Source organism: Streptomyces sp. NPDC102258 (assembly GCF_055584685.1).
This window is the reverse complement of sequence record NZ_JBVJLO010000003.1, coordinates 1-16,133: the sequence shown is the minus strand read 5'-3', so window position 1 is coordinate 16,133 and position 16,133 is coordinate 1. Positions and strand designations below refer to the sequence as shown.

18 protein-coding genes, 1 tRNA gene and 1 riboswitch are annotated in these 16,133 nt (G+C 71.7%); of the genes, 9 read left to right on the top strand and 10 right to left on the bottom strand.

Translation table 11 applies throughout. The features are described 5' to 3' along the window. Window positions 1-133: 133 nt before the first annotated feature. Both ACZ6ZT_RS05705 and ACZ6ZT_RS05700 read right to left on the bottom strand, forming a co-directional pair. On the bottom strand, window positions 134-1,504 hold the full coding sequence (locus tag ACZ6ZT_RS05705; RefSeq protein ID WP_469715883.1) for a DUF445 domain-containing protein: 1,371 nt from the start codon (window positions 1,502-1,504) through the stop codon (window positions 134-136). 123 nt (window positions 1,505-1,627) lie between these two features. After that, complete coding sequence (locus ACZ6ZT_RS05700) at window positions 1,628-2,392, bottom strand: DUF1707 SHOCT-like domain-containing protein (RefSeq protein ID WP_469715881.1); 765 nt, start codon at window positions 2,390-2,392, stop codon at window positions 1,628-1,630. A gap of 303 nt (window positions 2,393-2,695) precedes the next feature. Between ACZ6ZT_RS05700 and ACZ6ZT_RS05695 the strand changes: the two genes are divergently transcribed. Beyond that, the gene (locus tag ACZ6ZT_RS05695) at window positions 2,696-5,095 is read left to right on the top strand and encodes a transglycosylase domain-containing protein (protein WP_469715879.1); all 2,400 of its coding nucleotides are present in this window, start codon (window positions 2,696-2,698) and stop codon (window positions 5,093-5,095) included. A gap of 76 nt (window positions 5,096-5,171) precedes the next feature. Here ACZ6ZT_RS05695 and ACZ6ZT_RS05690 read toward each other — a convergent pair whose 3' ends face one another. The 3 genes from ACZ6ZT_RS05690 to ACZ6ZT_RS05680 all read right to left on the bottom strand — a co-directional run bounded on the left by ACZ6ZT_RS05690 (window position 5,172) and on the right by ACZ6ZT_RS05680 (window position 6,361). Next, window positions 5,172-5,492 carry a DMT family transporter gene (locus tag ACZ6ZT_RS05690; protein ID WP_030158619.1) on the bottom strand — a complete coding sequence of 107 codons (321 nt, stop codon included), beginning with the start codon at window positions 5,490-5,492 and terminating at the stop codon, window positions 5,172-5,174. A gap of 33 nt (window positions 5,493-5,525) precedes the next feature. Beyond that, window positions 5,526-5,603: riboswitch (guanidine-III (ykkC-III) riboswitch) on the bottom strand. 49 nt (window positions 5,604-5,652) lie between these two features. Then, window positions 5,653-5,997: a GroES family chaperonin gene (locus ACZ6ZT_RS05685; protein ID WP_469715877.1), complete on the bottom strand. Its 345-nt coding sequence runs from the start codon at window positions 5,995-5,997 to the stop codon at window positions 5,653-5,655. A gap of 46 nt (window positions 5,998-6,043) precedes the next feature. After that, the gene (locus ACZ6ZT_RS05680) at window positions 6,044-6,361 is read right to left on the bottom strand and encodes a DUF3618 domain-containing protein (protein ID WP_469715876.1); all 318 of its coding nucleotides are present in this window, start codon (window positions 6,359-6,361) and stop codon (window positions 6,044-6,046) included. A gap of 116 nt (window positions 6,362-6,477) precedes the next feature. Here ACZ6ZT_RS05680 and bcp point away from each other — a divergent pair, with 116 nt between their 5' ends. The 4 genes from bcp (at window position 6,478) to ACZ6ZT_RS05660 (ending at window position 8,521) form a co-directional block, all read left to right on the top strand. Next, window positions 6,478-6,945 (top strand): thioredoxin-dependent thiol peroxidase, encoded by a 468-nt coding sequence (bcp, locus tag ACZ6ZT_RS05675; protein ID WP_469715874.1) that lies wholly within the window; start codon window positions 6,478-6,480, stop codon window positions 6,943-6,945. Between the two features lie 140 nt (window positions 6,946-7,085). After that, window positions 7,086-7,730, top strand: a complete 645-nt coding sequence (locus ACZ6ZT_RS05670) for an HNH endonuclease (protein ID WP_469715873.1) — start codon at window positions 7,086-7,088, stop codon at window positions 7,728-7,730. Beyond that, entirely contained in the window at window positions 7,727-8,425 is a 699-nt protein-coding gene (locus tag ACZ6ZT_RS05665; protein ID WP_469715871.1) for an HNH endonuclease signature motif containing protein, read from the top strand. The genes ACZ6ZT_RS05670 and ACZ6ZT_RS05665 overlap by 4 nt, the downstream gene beginning before the upstream one ends. Before the next feature lie 13 nt (window positions 8,426-8,438). Then, a tRNA-Leu gene (locus tag ACZ6ZT_RS05660) sits at window positions 8,439-8,521 on the top strand. Between the two features lie 83 nt (window positions 8,522-8,604). Here the strand turns inward: ACZ6ZT_RS05660 and rdgB are convergent. The 4 genes from rdgB to ACZ6ZT_RS05640 all read right to left on the bottom strand — a co-directional run bounded on the left by rdgB (window position 8,605) and on the right by ACZ6ZT_RS05640 (window position 10,873). Then, complete coding sequence (gene rdgB, locus ACZ6ZT_RS05655) at window positions 8,605-9,264, bottom strand: RdgB/HAM1 family non-canonical purine NTP pyrophosphatase (protein ID WP_469715870.1); 660 nt, start codon at window positions 9,262-9,264, stop codon at window positions 8,605-8,607. Window positions 9,265-9,310: 46 nt separating this feature from the next. Next, window positions 9,311-9,703, bottom strand: coding sequence for a hypothetical protein (locus tag ACZ6ZT_RS05650; protein WP_469715868.1), 393 nt, complete (start codon window positions 9,701-9,703; stop codon window positions 9,311-9,313). Between the two features lie 118 nt (window positions 9,704-9,821). Further along, the gene (rph, locus tag ACZ6ZT_RS05645) at window positions 9,822-10,556 is read right to left on the bottom strand and encodes a ribonuclease PH (RefSeq protein WP_469715866.1); all 735 of its coding nucleotides are present in this window, start codon (window positions 10,554-10,556) and stop codon (window positions 9,822-9,824) included. 83 nt (window positions 10,557-10,639) lie between these two features. Then, entirely contained in the window at window positions 10,640-10,873 is a 234-nt protein-coding gene (locus tag ACZ6ZT_RS05640; RefSeq protein WP_469715865.1) for a PTS sugar transporter subunit IIB, read from the bottom strand. A gap of 215 nt (window positions 10,874-11,088) precedes the next feature. Here ACZ6ZT_RS05640 and ACZ6ZT_RS05635 point away from each other — a divergent pair, with 215 nt between their 5' ends. Together ACZ6ZT_RS05635 and ACZ6ZT_RS05630 are read left to right on the top strand one after the other, a co-directional pair. After that, window positions 11,089-12,390, top strand: coding sequence for a PTS transporter subunit EIIC (locus ACZ6ZT_RS05635; protein ID WP_469715863.1), 1,302 nt, complete (start codon window positions 11,089-11,091; stop codon window positions 12,388-12,390). A 288-nt stretch (window positions 12,391-12,678) separates the two neighbouring features. Continuing rightward, complete coding sequence (locus ACZ6ZT_RS05630) at window positions 12,679-13,935, top strand: PTS transporter subunit EIIC (RefSeq protein WP_469715861.1); 1,257 nt, start codon at window positions 12,679-12,681, stop codon at window positions 13,933-13,935. 88 nt (window positions 13,936-14,023) lie between these two features. Here the strand turns inward: ACZ6ZT_RS05630 and ACZ6ZT_RS05625 are convergent, their stop codons facing one another. Next, complete coding sequence (locus ACZ6ZT_RS05625; protein ID WP_469715859.1) at window positions 14,024-14,776, bottom strand: MBL fold metallo-hydrolase; 753 nt, start codon at window positions 14,774-14,776, stop codon at window positions 14,024-14,026. Window positions 14,777-14,994: 218 nt separating this feature from the next. Between ACZ6ZT_RS05625 and ACZ6ZT_RS05620 the strand changes: the two genes are divergently transcribed. Both ACZ6ZT_RS05620 and ACZ6ZT_RS05615 read left to right on the top strand, forming a co-directional pair. After that, window positions 14,995-15,423 (top strand): hypothetical protein, encoded by a 429-nt coding sequence (locus ACZ6ZT_RS05620; protein WP_469715857.1) that lies wholly within the window; start codon window positions 14,995-14,997, stop codon window positions 15,421-15,423. Next, window positions 15,420-15,770, top strand: coding sequence for a DUF488 domain-containing protein (locus tag ACZ6ZT_RS05615; RefSeq protein WP_469715855.1), 351 nt, complete (start codon window positions 15,420-15,422; stop codon window positions 15,768-15,770). The genes ACZ6ZT_RS05620 and ACZ6ZT_RS05615 overlap by 4 nt, the downstream gene beginning before the upstream one ends. The last annotated feature ends 363 nt before the right edge of the window (window positions 15,771-16,133 follow it).

Genomic DNA, 16,133 nt, shown 5'->3' with positions numbered 1-16,133 from the left:
AATCGGCCCCGCCCGGCCGGCACCGGGCGCCCGGCACGGACTCGGCCCCGCCCGGCGCGGCGCGGGGCCACCGAGCCCGGAACCGTCCCCGCCCGGGCTCCTGCGGGGCCACCGGGCGCGGAACCGCCCCGCCTCAGCCCCCCAGCGCCCGCGACACCGTATAGATCAGGAGGCCCGCCAAGGCGCCGACCACCGTGCCGTTGATGCGGATGAACTGGAGGTCCCGGCCGATGTGGGCCTCGATCTTGCGGGAGGTGTGTTCCGCGTCCCAGCCCGCCACCGTGTCGGTGATCAGCGAGGTGATCTCCGTCCGGTACGTGGTGACCACGTAGACGACCGCGCCCTCGATCCAGCCCTCCAGCTTGTCCTGGAGCCGCCCGTCGGTCGCCAGCCGGGCGCCCAGGGACATCAGCGACGACCGCACCCGCAGCCGCAGCTCGCTCTGCTCGTCCTCCGCCGCCGAGATCACCATCGACCGTACGGCCGTCCAGGCCGAGGCGATCACGTCCTGCACCTCGCCCCGCGCCAGGACCTCCGACTTCAGCCGCTCCACCCGCGCCCGCGTCTCCGTATCCGACTGGAGGTCGGCCGCGAAGTCCGTCAGGAAGCGGTCCACCGCCCCGCGCGCCGGGTGCCCCGGCATGTCCCGCATCTCCGTCACGAAGCGGAGCAGTTCCTTGTACACCCGGTCGCCGATCTTGCGGTCGACGAAGCGCGGGGTCCAGCCGGGGGCGCCCCCCTGGACGGCGTCCATGACGGAGTCCCCGTGCGTGACGAGCCAGTCGTGGGCCTTCGCGCAGATCAGGTCGACGGCCCGGTGGTGGCCGCCGTCCGCGACGACCCGTTCCAGCGTCTTGCCGAGGCCCGGCGCGATCTCCGCCGCCTCCGCCCGCCGCGTGATCGCCTCACCCACGACGGCCTGGACGTCGGAGTCCCGCAGGACGGTCAGCGCCCCACGCAGCGCGGTGGCCAGCTCGGCGGTGACCCGGTCGGCGTGCGCGGGCTCGGCCAGCCAGGAGCCGAGGCGCCCGCCGATGCCGAGCGCCCGCAGCCGGGCGCGCACCACGTCGGAGGAGAGGAAGTTCTCGCCGACGAACTCCCCGAGCGAGATCCCGAGCTGGTCCTTCTTGGTCGGGATGATCGCGGTGTGCGGGATGGGCAGGCCCAGGGGCCGCCGGAACAGCGCGGTGACCGCGAACCAGTCCGCGAGAGCGCCGACCATGCCGGCCTCGGCGGCAGCCGCGACGTACCCGGCCCAGCCGCCCGCGCCCCACGCGTGCTCCGCGTACGTGGCCAGTACGTAGACCAGCGCGACCAGCGTCAGCAGACCCGTCGCGGTGGTCTTCATCCGGCGGACCCCGCGCCGCCGCTCCTCGTCGGCCGCGTTGAAGACGAACCCGCCGCGGGCGGGCGGGGGCGGCGCCGCGCGGGCCCCCGTACCCCCGGCCGACCGGCCCTCTCCGGGACCGTCGCCGGGGCCGTCGCCCTCGTCGCCGCGCTTCACGCCGTCCTCTTCACGCTGCTCTTCGCGCTGTCCACGTGCTCCTGCCTTCCCCCGGTGGCCGGTTTCGTCTGCATAGCATCCGACTCCCGGCGGCCCCGGGGAGTTCCCGGCACGCCGTAGCGGCTACAGCTCCTTGCGGGGCCGCCCGCCGTCCACCGGCTTCGAACCCTTCGGCGCCTTGGTGCGCACCTCGACCCCGCCCCAGAAGGCCAGCCCGTTCACGATCACCCGCGGCGCGCCCGGCCGCGGCGCGATCACGGTGCCGCTCTGGTCGAAGGCGCCCATGATGCCGATGCCCCGGACGTCGACCTCCACACCCGGCGGGACCGTGATCTGGATGCCGCCCATGATGGCGACGCAGGTGATGACCACCTCGCGCTGCGCGAAGTCCGCCTCGCGCAGGTCGAGCTCGCCGCCGCCCCAGAAGGCCACCGCGTTGAAGCGCGCCGGGACCGTCCAGCGGCCCTTGCGCTGGAAGCCCGACATGACGGCGACCGCGGTGGCCGAGGTCCCCGAGCCGCCGATCCGGCCGGGCCAGGCGGTCTCCCCCGCCGCCCCGGGGGTGGCCGGTACGCCGCCCGGCGGGACGGCGCCCGGTACGGCGGGCAGGTCGCTGGTCAGCGGTTCGAGCTCCGCGTAGGTGCGGGACTTGTACGCCGCCTCCAGCCGCTCCGCGAACTCGTCCATGTCGAGCCGGCCCTCGGCGACGGCGTCGCGCAGCCGCTCCACCACCCGCTCCCGGTCGGCGTCCGACGCCCTCAGCGCGGGCGCCGGTGCCAACGCCGGCGCAGACGCCGCCCCCTCCCCGGACCGCGGCGCCTTCTCCAGGGAGGGCTTCTCGCCCGAGGGCTCCTTGGGCAACGGCTTCTCGGGCCGCTCGTCACTCATGTGGCCCACCCTATGCAGAGACCCGGCCCAGTTGAATGCCCCACCGGCCGCGACCGGCCGGTTACCGCGCCGCCCCCACCACCACCCCCGGCACACCACCCGCTCCCCGGCGCACCGTATCCCCCGCGTTTCCCCCGTCGTTCCCACGTCGGCCACAGTGCGCGGGCTTGGCGCGCCGGCTTAGTGCGGAGGGGCGAGCCACGCCGCCGTTTTATGCCCGTCCGGGTCGGATGCCGCGGCCATCGGGTAGACACCATGAGGTACGGATGTGGACATTTCGCACAGCCCCGAGGAGTTCCCGAGATGAGCGACCAGTCACCACCACCGGGCTGGTCCCCTCGCGACCCGGACTCCCCACGGGACCGGACGGCCGGCGCGAACGGCCCGGACACCGCGGGCCCCGCCAAGGGCGGGCGCCGGCGCACCGGTTGGCGCCGCCTCCTCCCCACCTGGCGCATGCTCCTGGGCGCTCTCCTGCTCCTCGTCCTACTGGTCGGCGGCGCCCTGACCGCCGGATACCTGCTGGTCGACATCCCGCCCGCCAACGCCGCCGCCACCGCGCAGTCCAACGTCTATCTCTACGCGGACGGTTCGCAGCTCGCCGGCGACGGCGAGGTCAACCGCGTCAACGTCCCGCTGTCGCAGGTCCCCCGGGGCGTCCAGGAAGCCGTACTCGCCGCGGAGGACCGGGACTTCTACTCCGAACGGGCGGTGGACCCCAAGGCGATGGTGCGCGCCGCCTGGAACACCGCGACCGGCAAGGGCACGCAGTCCGGTTCGACCATCACCCAGCAGTACGTCAAGAACTACTACCTGGGCCAAGAGCAGACCCTCAAGCGCAAGGCCAAGGAATTCTTCATCGCGATCAAGCTCGGCCGGGAGAAGTCGAAGGACTACATCCTGGAGGGGTACCTGAACACCAGCTACTTCGGCCGCAACGCCTACGGCATCCAGGCCGCCTCCCAGGCCTACTACGGCAAGGACGTCACCCGGCTCACCCCCGCCGAGGGCGCCTACCTCGCCACCCTCCTCAACTCCCCCAGCGCCTTCGACGTCGTCTCGCACCCCCAGAGCCGCTCCCGCGCCGTCGCCCGCTGGAACTACGTGCTCGACGGCATGGTGAAGAAGAAGTGGCTGACCGCCGCCCAGCGCGCCGCCGTCCGCTTCCCCGAGCCGGGGAAGGTCCGCCCGGCCGCCGGCCTTTCCGGACAGCGCGGCTACCTCGTGGAAGCCGTCAAGGACTACATCACCGAGCACGGGATCCTGGACGACAAGACCCTCGCCGAGGGCGGTTACCGCATCACCACCACCATCGACAAGCGCCGCCAGGGGGAGTTCGTGGACGCGGTCGCGCGTCAGATGGGCGACAAGCTCGACCCGGCGGCCCGTCCCGCGGACCGCCTGGTGCGCGCGGGCGGGGTGTCCGTCGACCCGGCGACCGGCAAGGTCGTCGCCCTGTACGGGGGCATCGACTACACCAAGCAGTACGTGAACAACGCGACCCGGCGCGACTACCAGGTCGCCTCCACCTTCAAGCCGTTCGTCTTCGCGTCGGCCCTGGAGAACGGCTCCCGCACCCAGGACGGCCGGCGGATCACCCCGAACACCGTCTACAACGGCGACAACAAGCGCCCGGTCGTCGGCGGCCGGATCCGCTTCTCACCGGAGAACGAGGGGCAGGTCTCGTACGGCCCGATCACCGTCAACACCGCCACCGACCTCTCCGTCAACGCCGTGTACGCGCAGATGGCCGTCGACGTGGGCGGCGCCAAGGTCAGGTCGACCGCCATCGCGCTCGGCATCCCGGAGGACACCCCGAACTTCGACGCGGGTCCGGCCATCGCGCTCGGCACCATGCAGGCCAGCGTGCTGGACATGACCCAGGCGTACGCGACCCTCGCCGACCACGGCCGCCGCACCCCGTACACGTTCCTGGAGAAGATCACCAAGGACGGTGAGAACCTCCACCTCCCCGACCGCAGCCCGACCCAGGCCATCAGCCGCGAGGCCGCCGACACGACCACGTCCATGCTGGTCAGCGTGGTGGACAACGGTACGGGCACAGCCGCCCTGGCGGCCGGCCACCCGGCCGCCGGCAAGACCGGCACCGCCGAACAGGACCGCTCGGCGTGGTTCGCGGCGTACACCCCGGACCTGGTCACGGTGGTGGCGATGATGGGCCAGGACCCGGACACCGGGACCCTCCAGTCCCTCTACGGGGCGCTCGGCGAGGCCCGTATCGGGGGCGGCGGCTATCCGGCGCGGATCTGGGCGGCCTATACGAAGGCGGCCCTGGAGGGCACCGACCCGGTGGACTTCGACCTGGAACTCCAGCCCGGCGCCGACCAGCCCCCGCCCCCGCTCCCGCCCACGACCCCGCAGCCGCCGCCGACCACCGGCCGGCCCTCGTCGCAGCCGCCCACTCCGCCGACGGGCGGCCAGACCGGGGACGGCCGCACCCAGGGCGGCGAGTCGCAGGGCGGCCAGTCGCAGGGGGGCCGGACGCAAGGCGGCCAGAGCACGGGCGGGCAGTCACAGGGCGGGCAGTCGCAGGGCGGCCGGCAGGGCGGGCAGCAGGGCGGCCAAGGCCAGGGCGGCCAGAGCGACGGGGGCCTGACCCAGGGCGGCCAGAGCACCGGCGGCGACATCGTGGGCGGCATCCTCCAGAACCGCCGCCGCCCCTCGGCGGACCTCCTGGAGTGACGGCGCCGGACCGGTGCCGGACCGGCGTCGGATCAGTGCCGGACCGGCGTCGGATCAGTGCCGGATCAGTGCCGGATCAGTGCCCGGACGTCGCCTTGAGCCCGACCACGGCCACCAGCAGCAGGCAGATGAAGAAGATCCGGGCGGCGGTGACGGGCTCCCCCAGCACCGCCATCCCGAGCACGGCCGCCCCGGCCGCGCCGATGCCCACCCAGACGCCGTACGCCGTACCGATGGGCAGGGTCTTGGCGGCGTAGGACAACAGCACCATGCTGGCGACGATGCCCGCGCCGGTGAAGACGGACGGCCAGAGCCGGGTGAAGCCCTCGGTGAATTTCATGCCGATCGACCAGCCGACTTCGAGCAGACCGGCGACGAGAAGAAGAACCCATGCCATGACCAGGCACCTCCGGAACGAGAACGGAAAGGAAGTGCGTCGTCTTTGCGTCCTGCGACCCGGTACGGCGCGTCTCGTCGGGGTTCCCCACCACCGTAGCAAAGGGCAGCACGAAGGGCCGGTGACCATGGTCACCGGCCCTTCGTGCTCATCGATCCCCTCAGAGGTACAGCCCGGTGGAGTCCTTCGACCCCTCCAGCCGCTCCGCGGCCACGGCGTGCAGGTCCCGCTCGCGCATCAGCACGTACGTCGCCCCGCGCACCTCCACCTCGGCCCGGTCCTCCGGGTCGTACAGGACCCGGTCGCCCGGCTCCACGCTGCGCACGTTCTGGCCGACCGCGACCACCTCGGCCCAGGCGAGCCGCTTGCCCACCGCGGCCGTCGCCGGGATCAGGATGCCGCCGCCCGAGCGCCGCTCGCCCTCGGGCAGGTCGGACTTCACGAGCACGCGGTCGTGCAGCATGCGGATGGGCAGCTTGTCGTCGTGGGTGGTGTTCTCGCTCACGCCCCGAACCTACCCGCCCCCGCGCGAGCGGTCCCCCGCAGGGTCCTCACCGCTTGCGTCGCGCGGAGACCACCAGCAGCCCGACCACTCCGGCCGCGAGGAGCACGACGGGCACGATCCGCTCGGGGCGCGGGGCGCCGTCCGCGCGGCGCAGGCCGCCCTTCACATCGGTGACGAGCCGGTTGACGGCCACGAAGGCCCGTCCGACGGTGTGGTCCACCGCGCTCGCCGCCTTCGCCTTCGCGTCCCCGATGATCGTCTGCGGGTGCATGCGCACGCCGATCTCGTCGAGCGTCTCGGCGAGCTGCTCGCGGCGGCGGACGATGTCCGCCTCGATCTGTGCGGGGGTCCTGGCTTCCGGCACCGCGCTGCCTCCGTCGTCGTGTCGTGCTCGTGGTCGCATGGGGCGTATCCGCCATGAACAGTCTGTCAGCTTAGTCTCGTGACGTACCGTTCCCCTCCCGAGGAGAAGACCTACCGATGAGCGAGCGACTCCAGCCGGGCGACACCGCCCCCGCCTTCACCCTGCCCGACGCGGACGGCAACGAGGTGTCGCTGGCCGCCCACCGGGGCCGCAAGGTGATCGTGTACTTCTACCCGGCCGCCCTCACCCCCGGCTGCACCAAGCAGGCCTGCGACTTCACCGACAACCTCGCCCTCCTCGCCGACGCCGGCTACGACGTCATCGGCGTCTCCCCGGACAAGCCGGAGAAGCTGGCGAAGTTCCGCGAGCAGGAGCACTTGAAGGTCACCCTGGTCGGAGACCCCGACAAGGCGACCCTGACGGCGTACGGCGCCTTCGGCGAGAAGAAGCTCTACGGCAAGACGGTCACCGGAGTCATCCGCTCCACGGTGGTCGTCGACGCAGAGGGCAAGGTCGAGCACGCCTTCTACAACGTCAAGGCCACCGGCCACGTAGCCAAGATCATCAAGGACCTGGGCATCTGATCCCGCCCTTGAGCGGCCCCCACCGACGAACCGGTGCGGGCCGCTCCGTTTATCCGACGGAACAGCCCGTGCCTCGCCGACCTGCGTCCCGTTACTCCATGCGAGTGCCGTACAAGCGGCCGAAGCCGAAGGAGTGACCGATGCGGGCGAGCCCATACACAAGGGAGAGACTGACGGAGGCGGCGCGTACGTCGCGAACGCTGAGCGAGGCGGTGGAGAAGCTGGGGGCGGATCCGCGAAGCGGTTCGCGGCGCTACCTGCTCGACCGCATGCGAAAGCTGGAAGTCGACGTGTCGCACTTCGAGACGGAAGGGAGCGGGAGGGTCAAGTGGACGAGGGACGTCCTGGCCGAGGCGGTCGCCGCCTCGACCACCATGTGCGATGTACTGCGTCGCCTCGGCCTTGATGTGGTGGGCGGCCACCACACCCACATCAGCCGCCGCGTCAGGGCGTTCGGCATCGACACCTCACACTTCCAGCCGCCCTCACCGACGGGGCGAGCGAAGGGCCGGCGGACCCCCGAGTCGATCCTGGTGCGGCAGGACCGTACCGGGCGCCGAGCCCAGAGCGGACGTCTCAAGAGCGCGCTCACCACGCTGGGAACACCCGAGCGGTGCCAGATGTGCGGCATCGAGCCCACCTGGCAGGGTTGCCCGCTGCCGCTGGAGGTGGATCACGTGGATGGGGAATGGCGCAACAACCAGCCGAAGAACCTCCGACTGCTGTGCCCCAATTGCCACTCCACCACGGACACGTACCGCGGCCGCGCCAAGGGTCGCAGGTGAGCAGCGGCGCCCGCTACACGCGGGAACTGCTCGTCGAGGCGGCGGCTCGGTGCGAGGACATCGACGAGGTCATCGCCCGCTACGGGATGGAGCCGCACCCCCAGAGGCTCGGGCAGTACCTCATGAAGCGCTTCTCCGCATACGGCATCGACGTCGCCCACTTCAAGCGGCGACCGTACAGGCGCCACGAGAAGCCGGACGAGAGCGTGCTGCGGAACGCGGTGGCCGCGTCGCAGTCCTGGGCCGAGGCCCTGCGACGGCTCGATCGACCCGACAGCTTCGGGTGGCGGGCGTCCCTCCGGACGCGGGTCCGCGAGTCGGGACTGGACACCTCACACTTCCTCGGGCAGGCGCACCAACGCGGCAAGCCGGGCCGTACCACCGCTCGACCCGCTGAGGAGGTGCTCGTCAAGCACGACGGACGGCGGCGCACCCGCGCGGTCGTCCTTCGGCGCGCTCTTCACGACCTCGGCGTCCCAGAACGCTGCTCCATCTGCGGAACGCCGCCGGAATGGCACGGGCGCCGCCTGACACTGGAGGTCGACCACATCAACGGCGACTGGAGTGACGACCGGCGCGAGAACCTGCGGCTGCTCTGCCCCAACTGCCATGCGATCACCGATATGTGGTGCCGGGGCGGGCGCAGATCCGATCTGAGCCGTACCCAGCCCCACCAATCGCCGCCCGCCCGCTAGGATTGCCGGGCGAGCGGCCGTTGCTGAATGGTATAAGCGGAGGTTTTAGGTGCCTCTGGGCGAAAGCCCATGTGGGTTCGAATCCCATCGGCCGCACGGACCATGGAAACGAAGGCCCCGCACGCAGCCGCGTACGGGGCCTTCGGCGTGCCCGGCGGGGTGTGGGCCCGCGAGCGGGGTCAGCCGAGGAGTTCGCGGACGACCGGGACCAGGGCGCGGAAGGCCTGGCCGCGGTGGGAGATGGCGTTCTTCTCCGCCGCGGTGAGTTCGCCGCAGGTGCGGGACTCGCCCAGGGGCTGGAGGATCGGGTCGTAGCCGAAGCCGCCGGTGCCCGCCGGGGCGTGGCGCAGGGTGCCCAGGAGGCGGCCCTCGACGACGCGTTCGGTGCCGTCCGGGAGGGCCAGGGCGGCCGCGCAGAAGAAGTGGGCCGCGCGGTGCTCGTCGGCGATGTCGCCGAGCTGGGCCAGCAGCAGGTCGAGGTTGGCCTTGTCGTCGCCGTGGGTGCCGGCCCAGCGGGCGGAGAAGATGCCGGGGGCGCCGTTCAGGACGTCCACGCAGAGCCCCGAGTCGTCGGCGACGGCCGGCAGGCCCGTGGCCCGGGCCAGGGCGTGGGCCTTGAGGAGGGCGTTCTCGGCGAAGGTGACGCCGGTTTCCTTCACGTCCGGGATCTCCGGGTACGCGTCGGCGCCGACCAGCTCGAAGGGGAGGCCGGCTTCGGACAGGATCGCGTGGAGCTCGGTGACCTTGCCGGGGTTGCGGGTGGCCAGGACCAGGCGGCGGGGCGTGGCGGACGCGGAGGGCGGCACGGGCGTCGAGGGCGTCGAGGGCGTGGAAGTCATGACTCCATTATTCGGGGCCGCCGACCCGGCCCCGTGCCGCTCCGGCTCAGCCCGGGGTGCAGACCTTGGAGATCTCCTTGGCGGCGTCCGCGACGGGCCTGACGTCGGGGGTGGCGTCGCCGCTCTCCACCGAGGTGCGGACGTTCTTCACGGCGGTGCTCATGGAGTCGACGGCCTTGGAGAGGTCGGCGTTGCCGGTCGAGTCCTTGATCTGCTTGAGGTTCGCCTCGATCTGGTCGAGCGCGTTCCGGGTGTCCTGGACGTCGTCGCTGTTCCCGGCGTTGGAGACGGCCTGCTGGAGCTGGTCCACGCTGTTGGCTATCGCGACGGCCGTGTTGGCGCAGTCCATCGCCGTGGAGATCGCGTCGCAGGAGGCCAGGGCCGGGACGGCGAGGACGGCCGTCAGCGCGACGCCGGCGAGGCGGAGCTTGATCTTCATCGGTTCCCCCCAGGGCCCGGGTACGTACGTACGTGAGTGCGCGGATGCGCGGACGGGCGCACGGCCGTGACACCGTGCGCCCGTACCGGCGTAGACGCGGCTCGGCGTCCCGCGGTTGCTACCGGGCCGGCAGCTCCAGCGCGGAGAGCTGGAGGGCCTCCAGGTCGGCGCAGCCGCCGGCGGCGAGGTCGAGGAGCGCGTTGAGCTCCTTGCGGTCGAAGGGCTCGCCCTCGGCGGTGCCCTGGACCTCGACGAAGCGGCCGTCGCCGGTGCAGACGACGTTCATGTCGGTCTCGGCGCGCACGTCCTCCTCGTAGCAGAGGTCGAGGAGGGGTTCGCCGTCGACGATGCCGACGCTGACGGCGGCGACGGTGCCGGTGAGCGGCTTGCGGCCGGCCTTGATGAGCTTCTTCTTCTGGCCCCAGGCGATGGCGTCGGCCAGCGCGACGTACGCGCCGGTGATGGCGGCGGTGCGGGTGCCGCCGTCGGCCTGGAGGACGTCGCAGTCCAGGACGATGGTGTTCTCGCCGAGGGCCTTGTAGTCGATGACGGCGCGCAGCGAGCGGCCGATGAGGCGGGAGATCTCGTGGGTGCGGCCGCCGATCTTGCCGCGGACGGATTCGCGGTCGCCGCGGGTGTTGGTGGAGCGGGGCAGCATCGAGTACTCGGAGGTGACCCAGCCTTCGCCGCTGCCCTTGCGCCAGCGCGGGACGCCTTCGGTGAAGGAGGCGGTGCAGAAGACCTTGGTGTCACCGAAGGAGATGAGGACGGAGCCCTCGGCGTGCTTGCTCCATCCGCGCTCGATGGTGACCGGGCGGAGCTGTTCGGGCGTACGGCCGTCGATGCGAGACATGGTGGTGAGCCTAGCCGGTGCGCGGATACGGGAAGACCCCGTCCGGTGGGCCCGGTACGGGGTCTTCCTGGAGCCGGTTCAGCTCACATCATGTCTTCGATCTCGCCGGCGATGGGGTCGGCGTCGGTGCCGATGACGACCTGGACGGCGGTGCCCATCTTGACGACGCCGTGGGCGCCGGCGGCCTTGAGCGCGGCCTCGTCGACGAGGTCGGGGTTGGCGACCTCGGTGCGCAGGCGGGTGATGCAGCCCTCGACTTCTTCGATGTTCTCGATGCCGCCGAGCCCGGCGACGATCTTCTCAGCCTTGGTGGCCATGCGTTTCTCCCTGGGTGTTACGAAGAACGAGTCTCGGCGGTCGCAACCATCGCCGTCCGCTTCGCCACGGTAGCTCACGGTTGGCCTATCTACGCGAGCACGAGTCTGGTATCTGCCGAAAGATGACCATCAGCAGCAGCCTGCCGACAACTGGTCTACACCAGTGTGCCGCACGCGTTGCGACTGCCAAAACGGGCCGGTCCAGGGAGGTCGCGATGACCGCGAACAGCGCTGCGGCGGTGCCGCGCCACCAATGGTGGAACGGTCTGTTCCAAGGCCTGCAGAAGATGGGCCGGAGCCTGCAGCTGCCGATCGCCGTACTGCCCGCCGCCGGCATCCTGAACCGGCTCGGCCAGCCGGACGTGTTCGGCAAGGACGGCCTGAACTGGACCGGCGTCGCCAAGGTGATGGCGGGCGCGGGCGGGGCGCTGCTCGACCCCGACCTCGGTCTGCCGCTGCTGTTCTGCATCGGCGTCGCGATCGGCATGGCGAAGAAGGCGGACGGCTCGACCGCCCTCGCGGCCGTCGCCGGGTTCCTCGTCTACCGGGGCGTGCTGCACGCCTTCCCCAAGGACTGCCCCGCCGGCACCCGCAACATCGGGGGCGGCTGCCTGGGGCCGGCCGACACCTTCGCCGGGTTCACGTACCAGAACCCGGGGGTGTTCGGCGGCATCGTCATGGGGCTGCTCGCGGCCTGGTTCTGGCAGCGCTACCACCGGGTGCGGCTGGTCGACTGGCTGGGCTTCTTCAACGGGCGCCGGCTGGTCCCGATCATCATGTCCTTCGTCGCCATCGCCTTCGCCGCGCTGTGCCTGTGGATCTGGCCGCCGGTCGGCGACGCGCTGGAGAGCTTCTCCGACTGGCTGATCGGGCTGGGCTCCTGGGGTGCGGGCATCTTCGGCGTGGCCAACCGGGCGCTGCTGGTGATCGGCCTGCACCAGTTCCTGAACGTGCCGATCTGGTTCCAGTTCGGCTCGTACACCACGCCGGACGGCAGGACCGTCCACGGCGACATCAACATGTTCCTGAACGGCGACCCGAACGCGGGGCTGTTCCTGTCCGGCTTCTTCCCGATCATGATGTTCGCCCTGCCGGCGGCGGCCCTGGCCATCACGCACTGCGCGAAGCCGCTGCGCCGCAAGGAGGTCGGGGGCCTGATGCTGTCGGTGGGCCTGACCTCGTTCGTCACCGGTATCACCGAGCCGCTGGAGTACTCGTTCCTCTTCGTGGCGCCGGCGCTGTACGTGGTGCACGCGGTGCTGACGGGCGTGTCGATGGCGGTGACGTGGGCGCTGGGCGTACACGACGGCTTCAGCTTCTCGGCGGGGTTGATCGACTACGTCATCAACTGGAACCTCGCGACGAAACCGTGGCTGATCATCCCGATCGGGCTCGGCTTCGCGGTCGTCTACTACGCGGTCTTCCGGTTCGTGATCACCAGGTTCGACATCCCCACCCCGGGGCGCGAGTCGGACGAGGAGATCGCCGCGATGCAGGCGGAGACGACCAAGGCGTAGCGCGTGGGACAATAACGGCACAAACCACGGCGGTTCAGGCCTTAAGCCTGGTCGCCAAGGCCTTCGGACCCTTCGGTTCCGAGGGCCTTTGTCGTGCGATGTCCGCATGTGTTACCCGCCACAAAAATGGCGGGTTCCTTACGCCGACCCCACCGTGCTACAACTGGTCTACACCACTCGGTGGTGTAGACCATGCGCGCCCGCCCGGCCGCAGGTCCCCCTTTCCGAGACGCCGCCACCCCCTTTCCCCCTTGTCCCCAGGCAGCGCCTTGTCCACTGGAGGAACCCATGTCCACAGCGACCGCTGCGGAAAAGAAGAAGGGCGCTGGCGTGATGGCCGTCATGCAGCGCATCGGCCGGAGCCTCATGCTCCCCGTTGCCGTGCTGCCGGCCGCCGCGCTGCTCGTCCGCCTCGGCGACAAGGACATGCTCGGCGACCCCTCGCTGCCGACCTTCCTCACCAAGATCGCCGGGTACATGTCGGCCGGCGGCGGCGCGATCCTCGACAACATGGCGCTGCTGTTCGCCGTCGGCATCGCGATCGGTTACGCGAAGAAGTCGGACGGCTCGACCGCGCTCGCGGCGGTGACCGGTTACCTGGTCTTCAAGAACGTGCTCGCGACCTTCACCGACTCCAACCTGCCGAAGATCGCCAAGGCGGTCGACGGCAAGGTCGTCATGGTCGAGGCCCCGGTCGACGCCAAGGTGCTCGGCGGTGTGGTCATGGGCCTCGTCGTCGCCCTGATCTACCAGAAGTTCTACCGGACCAAGCTGCCCGAGTGGGCGGGCTTCTTCGGCGGCCGCCGCCTGGTCCCGATCCTCTCCGCCTTCGCCGGTCTCCTCATCGGCATCGTCTTCGGCTTCATCTGGCCGGTCCTCGGCACCGGTCTGCACAACTTCGGCGAGTGGCTGGTCGGCTCCGGCGCCGTCGGCGCGGGCATCTTCGGTGTCGCCAACCGCGCTCTGATCCCGGTCGGCATGCACCACCTGCTGAACTCCTTCCCCTGGTTCCAGGCCGGCGACTATCACGGCAAGAGCGGCGACATCTCCCGCTTCCTGGCCGGCGACCCGAGCGCCGGCCAGTTCATGACCGGCTTCTTCCCGATCATGATGTTCGCCCTCCCGGCCGCCTGCCTCGCGATCGTGCACTGCGCCCGCCCCGAGCGCCGCAAGGTCGTCGGCGGCATGATGTTCTCCCTCGCGCTGACCTCGTTCGTCACCGGTGTGACCGAGCCGATCGAGTTCACGTTCATGTTCATCGCCCCGGTCCTGTACGCGGTCCACGCGGTGCTGACCGGTGTCTCCATGGCGCTGACCTGGGGGCTCGGCATGAAGGACGGCTTCGGCTTCTCCGCCGGCGCCATCGACTACCTGCTGAACCTGGGCAAGGCCACCAACCCGCTGGGCCTGGCCGTCGTCGGCCTGTGCTTCGCGGCGCTCTACTACGTGGTCTTCCGCTTCGCGATCACCAAGTGGAACCTGCCGACGCCGGGCCGCGAGTCCGACGAGGAGCTCGCCGAGCTCCAGAAGGCGGAGGCCAAGTAGGCCGCCCGTCCCACGACGCGCAGGAGCCCCCGCTCTCCCGGAAGGGAGGGCGGGGGCTCCTCCGTCTCCGGCGTTGCGCCGGGGGGGGTCAGATCTCGTAGACGGCGCCCGGGTACGCGAGGCCGGACGGGCCGTCGTAGACCGCGCGGGCGTCGGCGAGATTGCGTTCGGCGTCCGTCCACGGCGGGATGTGCGTCAGGACGAGCCGGCCGACTCCGCCGTCGCGCGCGTACTCGCCGGCCTCGCGGCCGTTGAGGTGGAGGTCGGGGACGTCCTCCTTGCCGTGCGTGAAGGAGGCCTCGCACAGGAACAGGTCGGCGCCCTCGGCCAGCGTGCCCAGCTCCGGGCAGACGCCCGTGTCGCCGGAGTACACGAGCGAGCGGCCGCCGTGCTCGACGCGGATGCCGTACGACTCCACCGGGTGGCGCACCCTCTCGGTGCGGACCGTGAAGGGGCCGATCGCGAAGCCGCCCGGCTTCAGGGTCCGGAAGTCGAAGACCTCGCTCATGGAGCGCTCGTCGGGGACGTCCTCGTACGCGGTCGTCAGTCGCTTCTCGGTGCCCTCGGGGCCGTAGACCGGGATCGGGGCGCACCGGCCGCCCTCGTGCCGGTAGAAGCGGGCGACGAAGTAGGCGCACATGTCGATGCAGTGATCGGTGTGCAGGTGGCTCAGGAAGATCGCGTCGAGGTCGTAGAGACCGCAGTGGCGCTGGAGCGCGCCGAGGGAGCCGTTGCCCATGTCGAGGAGCAGCCGGAAACCGTCGGCCTCGACGAGATAGCTCGAACATGCCGAATCCGCGGAGGGGAACGACCCCGAACAGCCGACGACGGTGAGCTTCATGGAGCGTGAACCTCCGTGGACGGTCCGTGGACGGAATGCGGGCCGTGCGTGGGTCGAGCGTAAGGCGCGAAACCTCCGGTCGCTCCTCCGCGGCAGGCCGTTGTGGGGGGAATCACCTGCGCTGTCACCCAGGGGAGCGACGGGGGCGACGGAGGTTGCCGTGGCGGCCTTGTCGCGGCTGCCGCGCCGGGGGCGGCGGGCGCGGCTACGGTCGGAACATGGACACGTCCTGGTGGCCCGCCGTGCTGGCGGCGGTCGCCGTGGCCGTGGTGGTGCTGGTCCCCCGGCGGGCGACGCCGGTCCGGCGGGCCCCGGGGGGCCGGGGCCACCACGGGCCGGGGCCGCCGCCGCCCGTGCGGGCCGGTGAGCTGTGGCGGCTGGCGGACAGCCGGCCCTGCCTGGTGCTGGCCGTACGGGAGCACCGGGAGCGGGCGCGGGTCGCCTGGATCACCGGGAAGTACGACGACCGGCGGCCCGGGGTCATCCCGCTGCCGCCGGGGGTGGTGGGGACCCAGGGGCGCGGGGCGTTCCTGGAGGCGGACCGGCCGGAGGAGGTGTCGCTGTGGGCGTTCCGGACCCGGATGGGCACGCTCGACCCGACGCTGTGGGACGAGGCGAGGGGGCTGGGGCTGGGGGGCGGGCGGTGATCCGGCTGCGGCGCGTCTACGATCCGCCGGAGCCGGGGGCGGACGGGGTCAGGGTGCTCGTGGACCGGCTGTGGCCGCGGGGGCTGTCGAAGGCGGCGGCGGCGGTGGACGAGTGGCCCCGGGAGGTGACTCCGTCGGCGGAGCTGCGGAGGTGGTTCCACGCGGGTGGCTCCGCCGAGGAGTTCCGGCGGCGGTACGAGGCGGAGCTGGCGGAGCCGGGGGCGGTGGCGGCGGTGGCCCGCCTGCGGGCTCTCGCGGCGGCGGGGCCCTTGACGCTCCTGACCGCGGTCCGCGACCCGTCGACCAGCCACGCCGCCATCCTGGCGGAACTCCTGACCGCCCCCTGATCCGCGCCGCGGGGCCGTGCCTGCCGACGGGCTACCGCTGCGCGGGGCTTTGCCCCTCCCCGCCCTTCCACCGTTCCCGCCTCAATCGCCGACGCGGCTTAAAGACCCGGGTGCGCCCGCGCCTGGCGCCGTGGTGCGGACGCTGGCCACCCGCCTCCGCGGTGCGGATGAGGCCCAGCCGCGGCTCACCACACGGCGCTCCGCGCCCGCGCCTCAAACGCCGGCGGGGCTGAATGTCCGGCTGCGCCCGCGCCTGGCGTCATGGTGCGGACGCTGGCCACCCGCCTCCGCGGTGCGGATGAGGCCCAGCCGCGGCTCACCACACGGCGCTCCGCGCCCGCGCCTCAAACGCCGGCGGGGCTG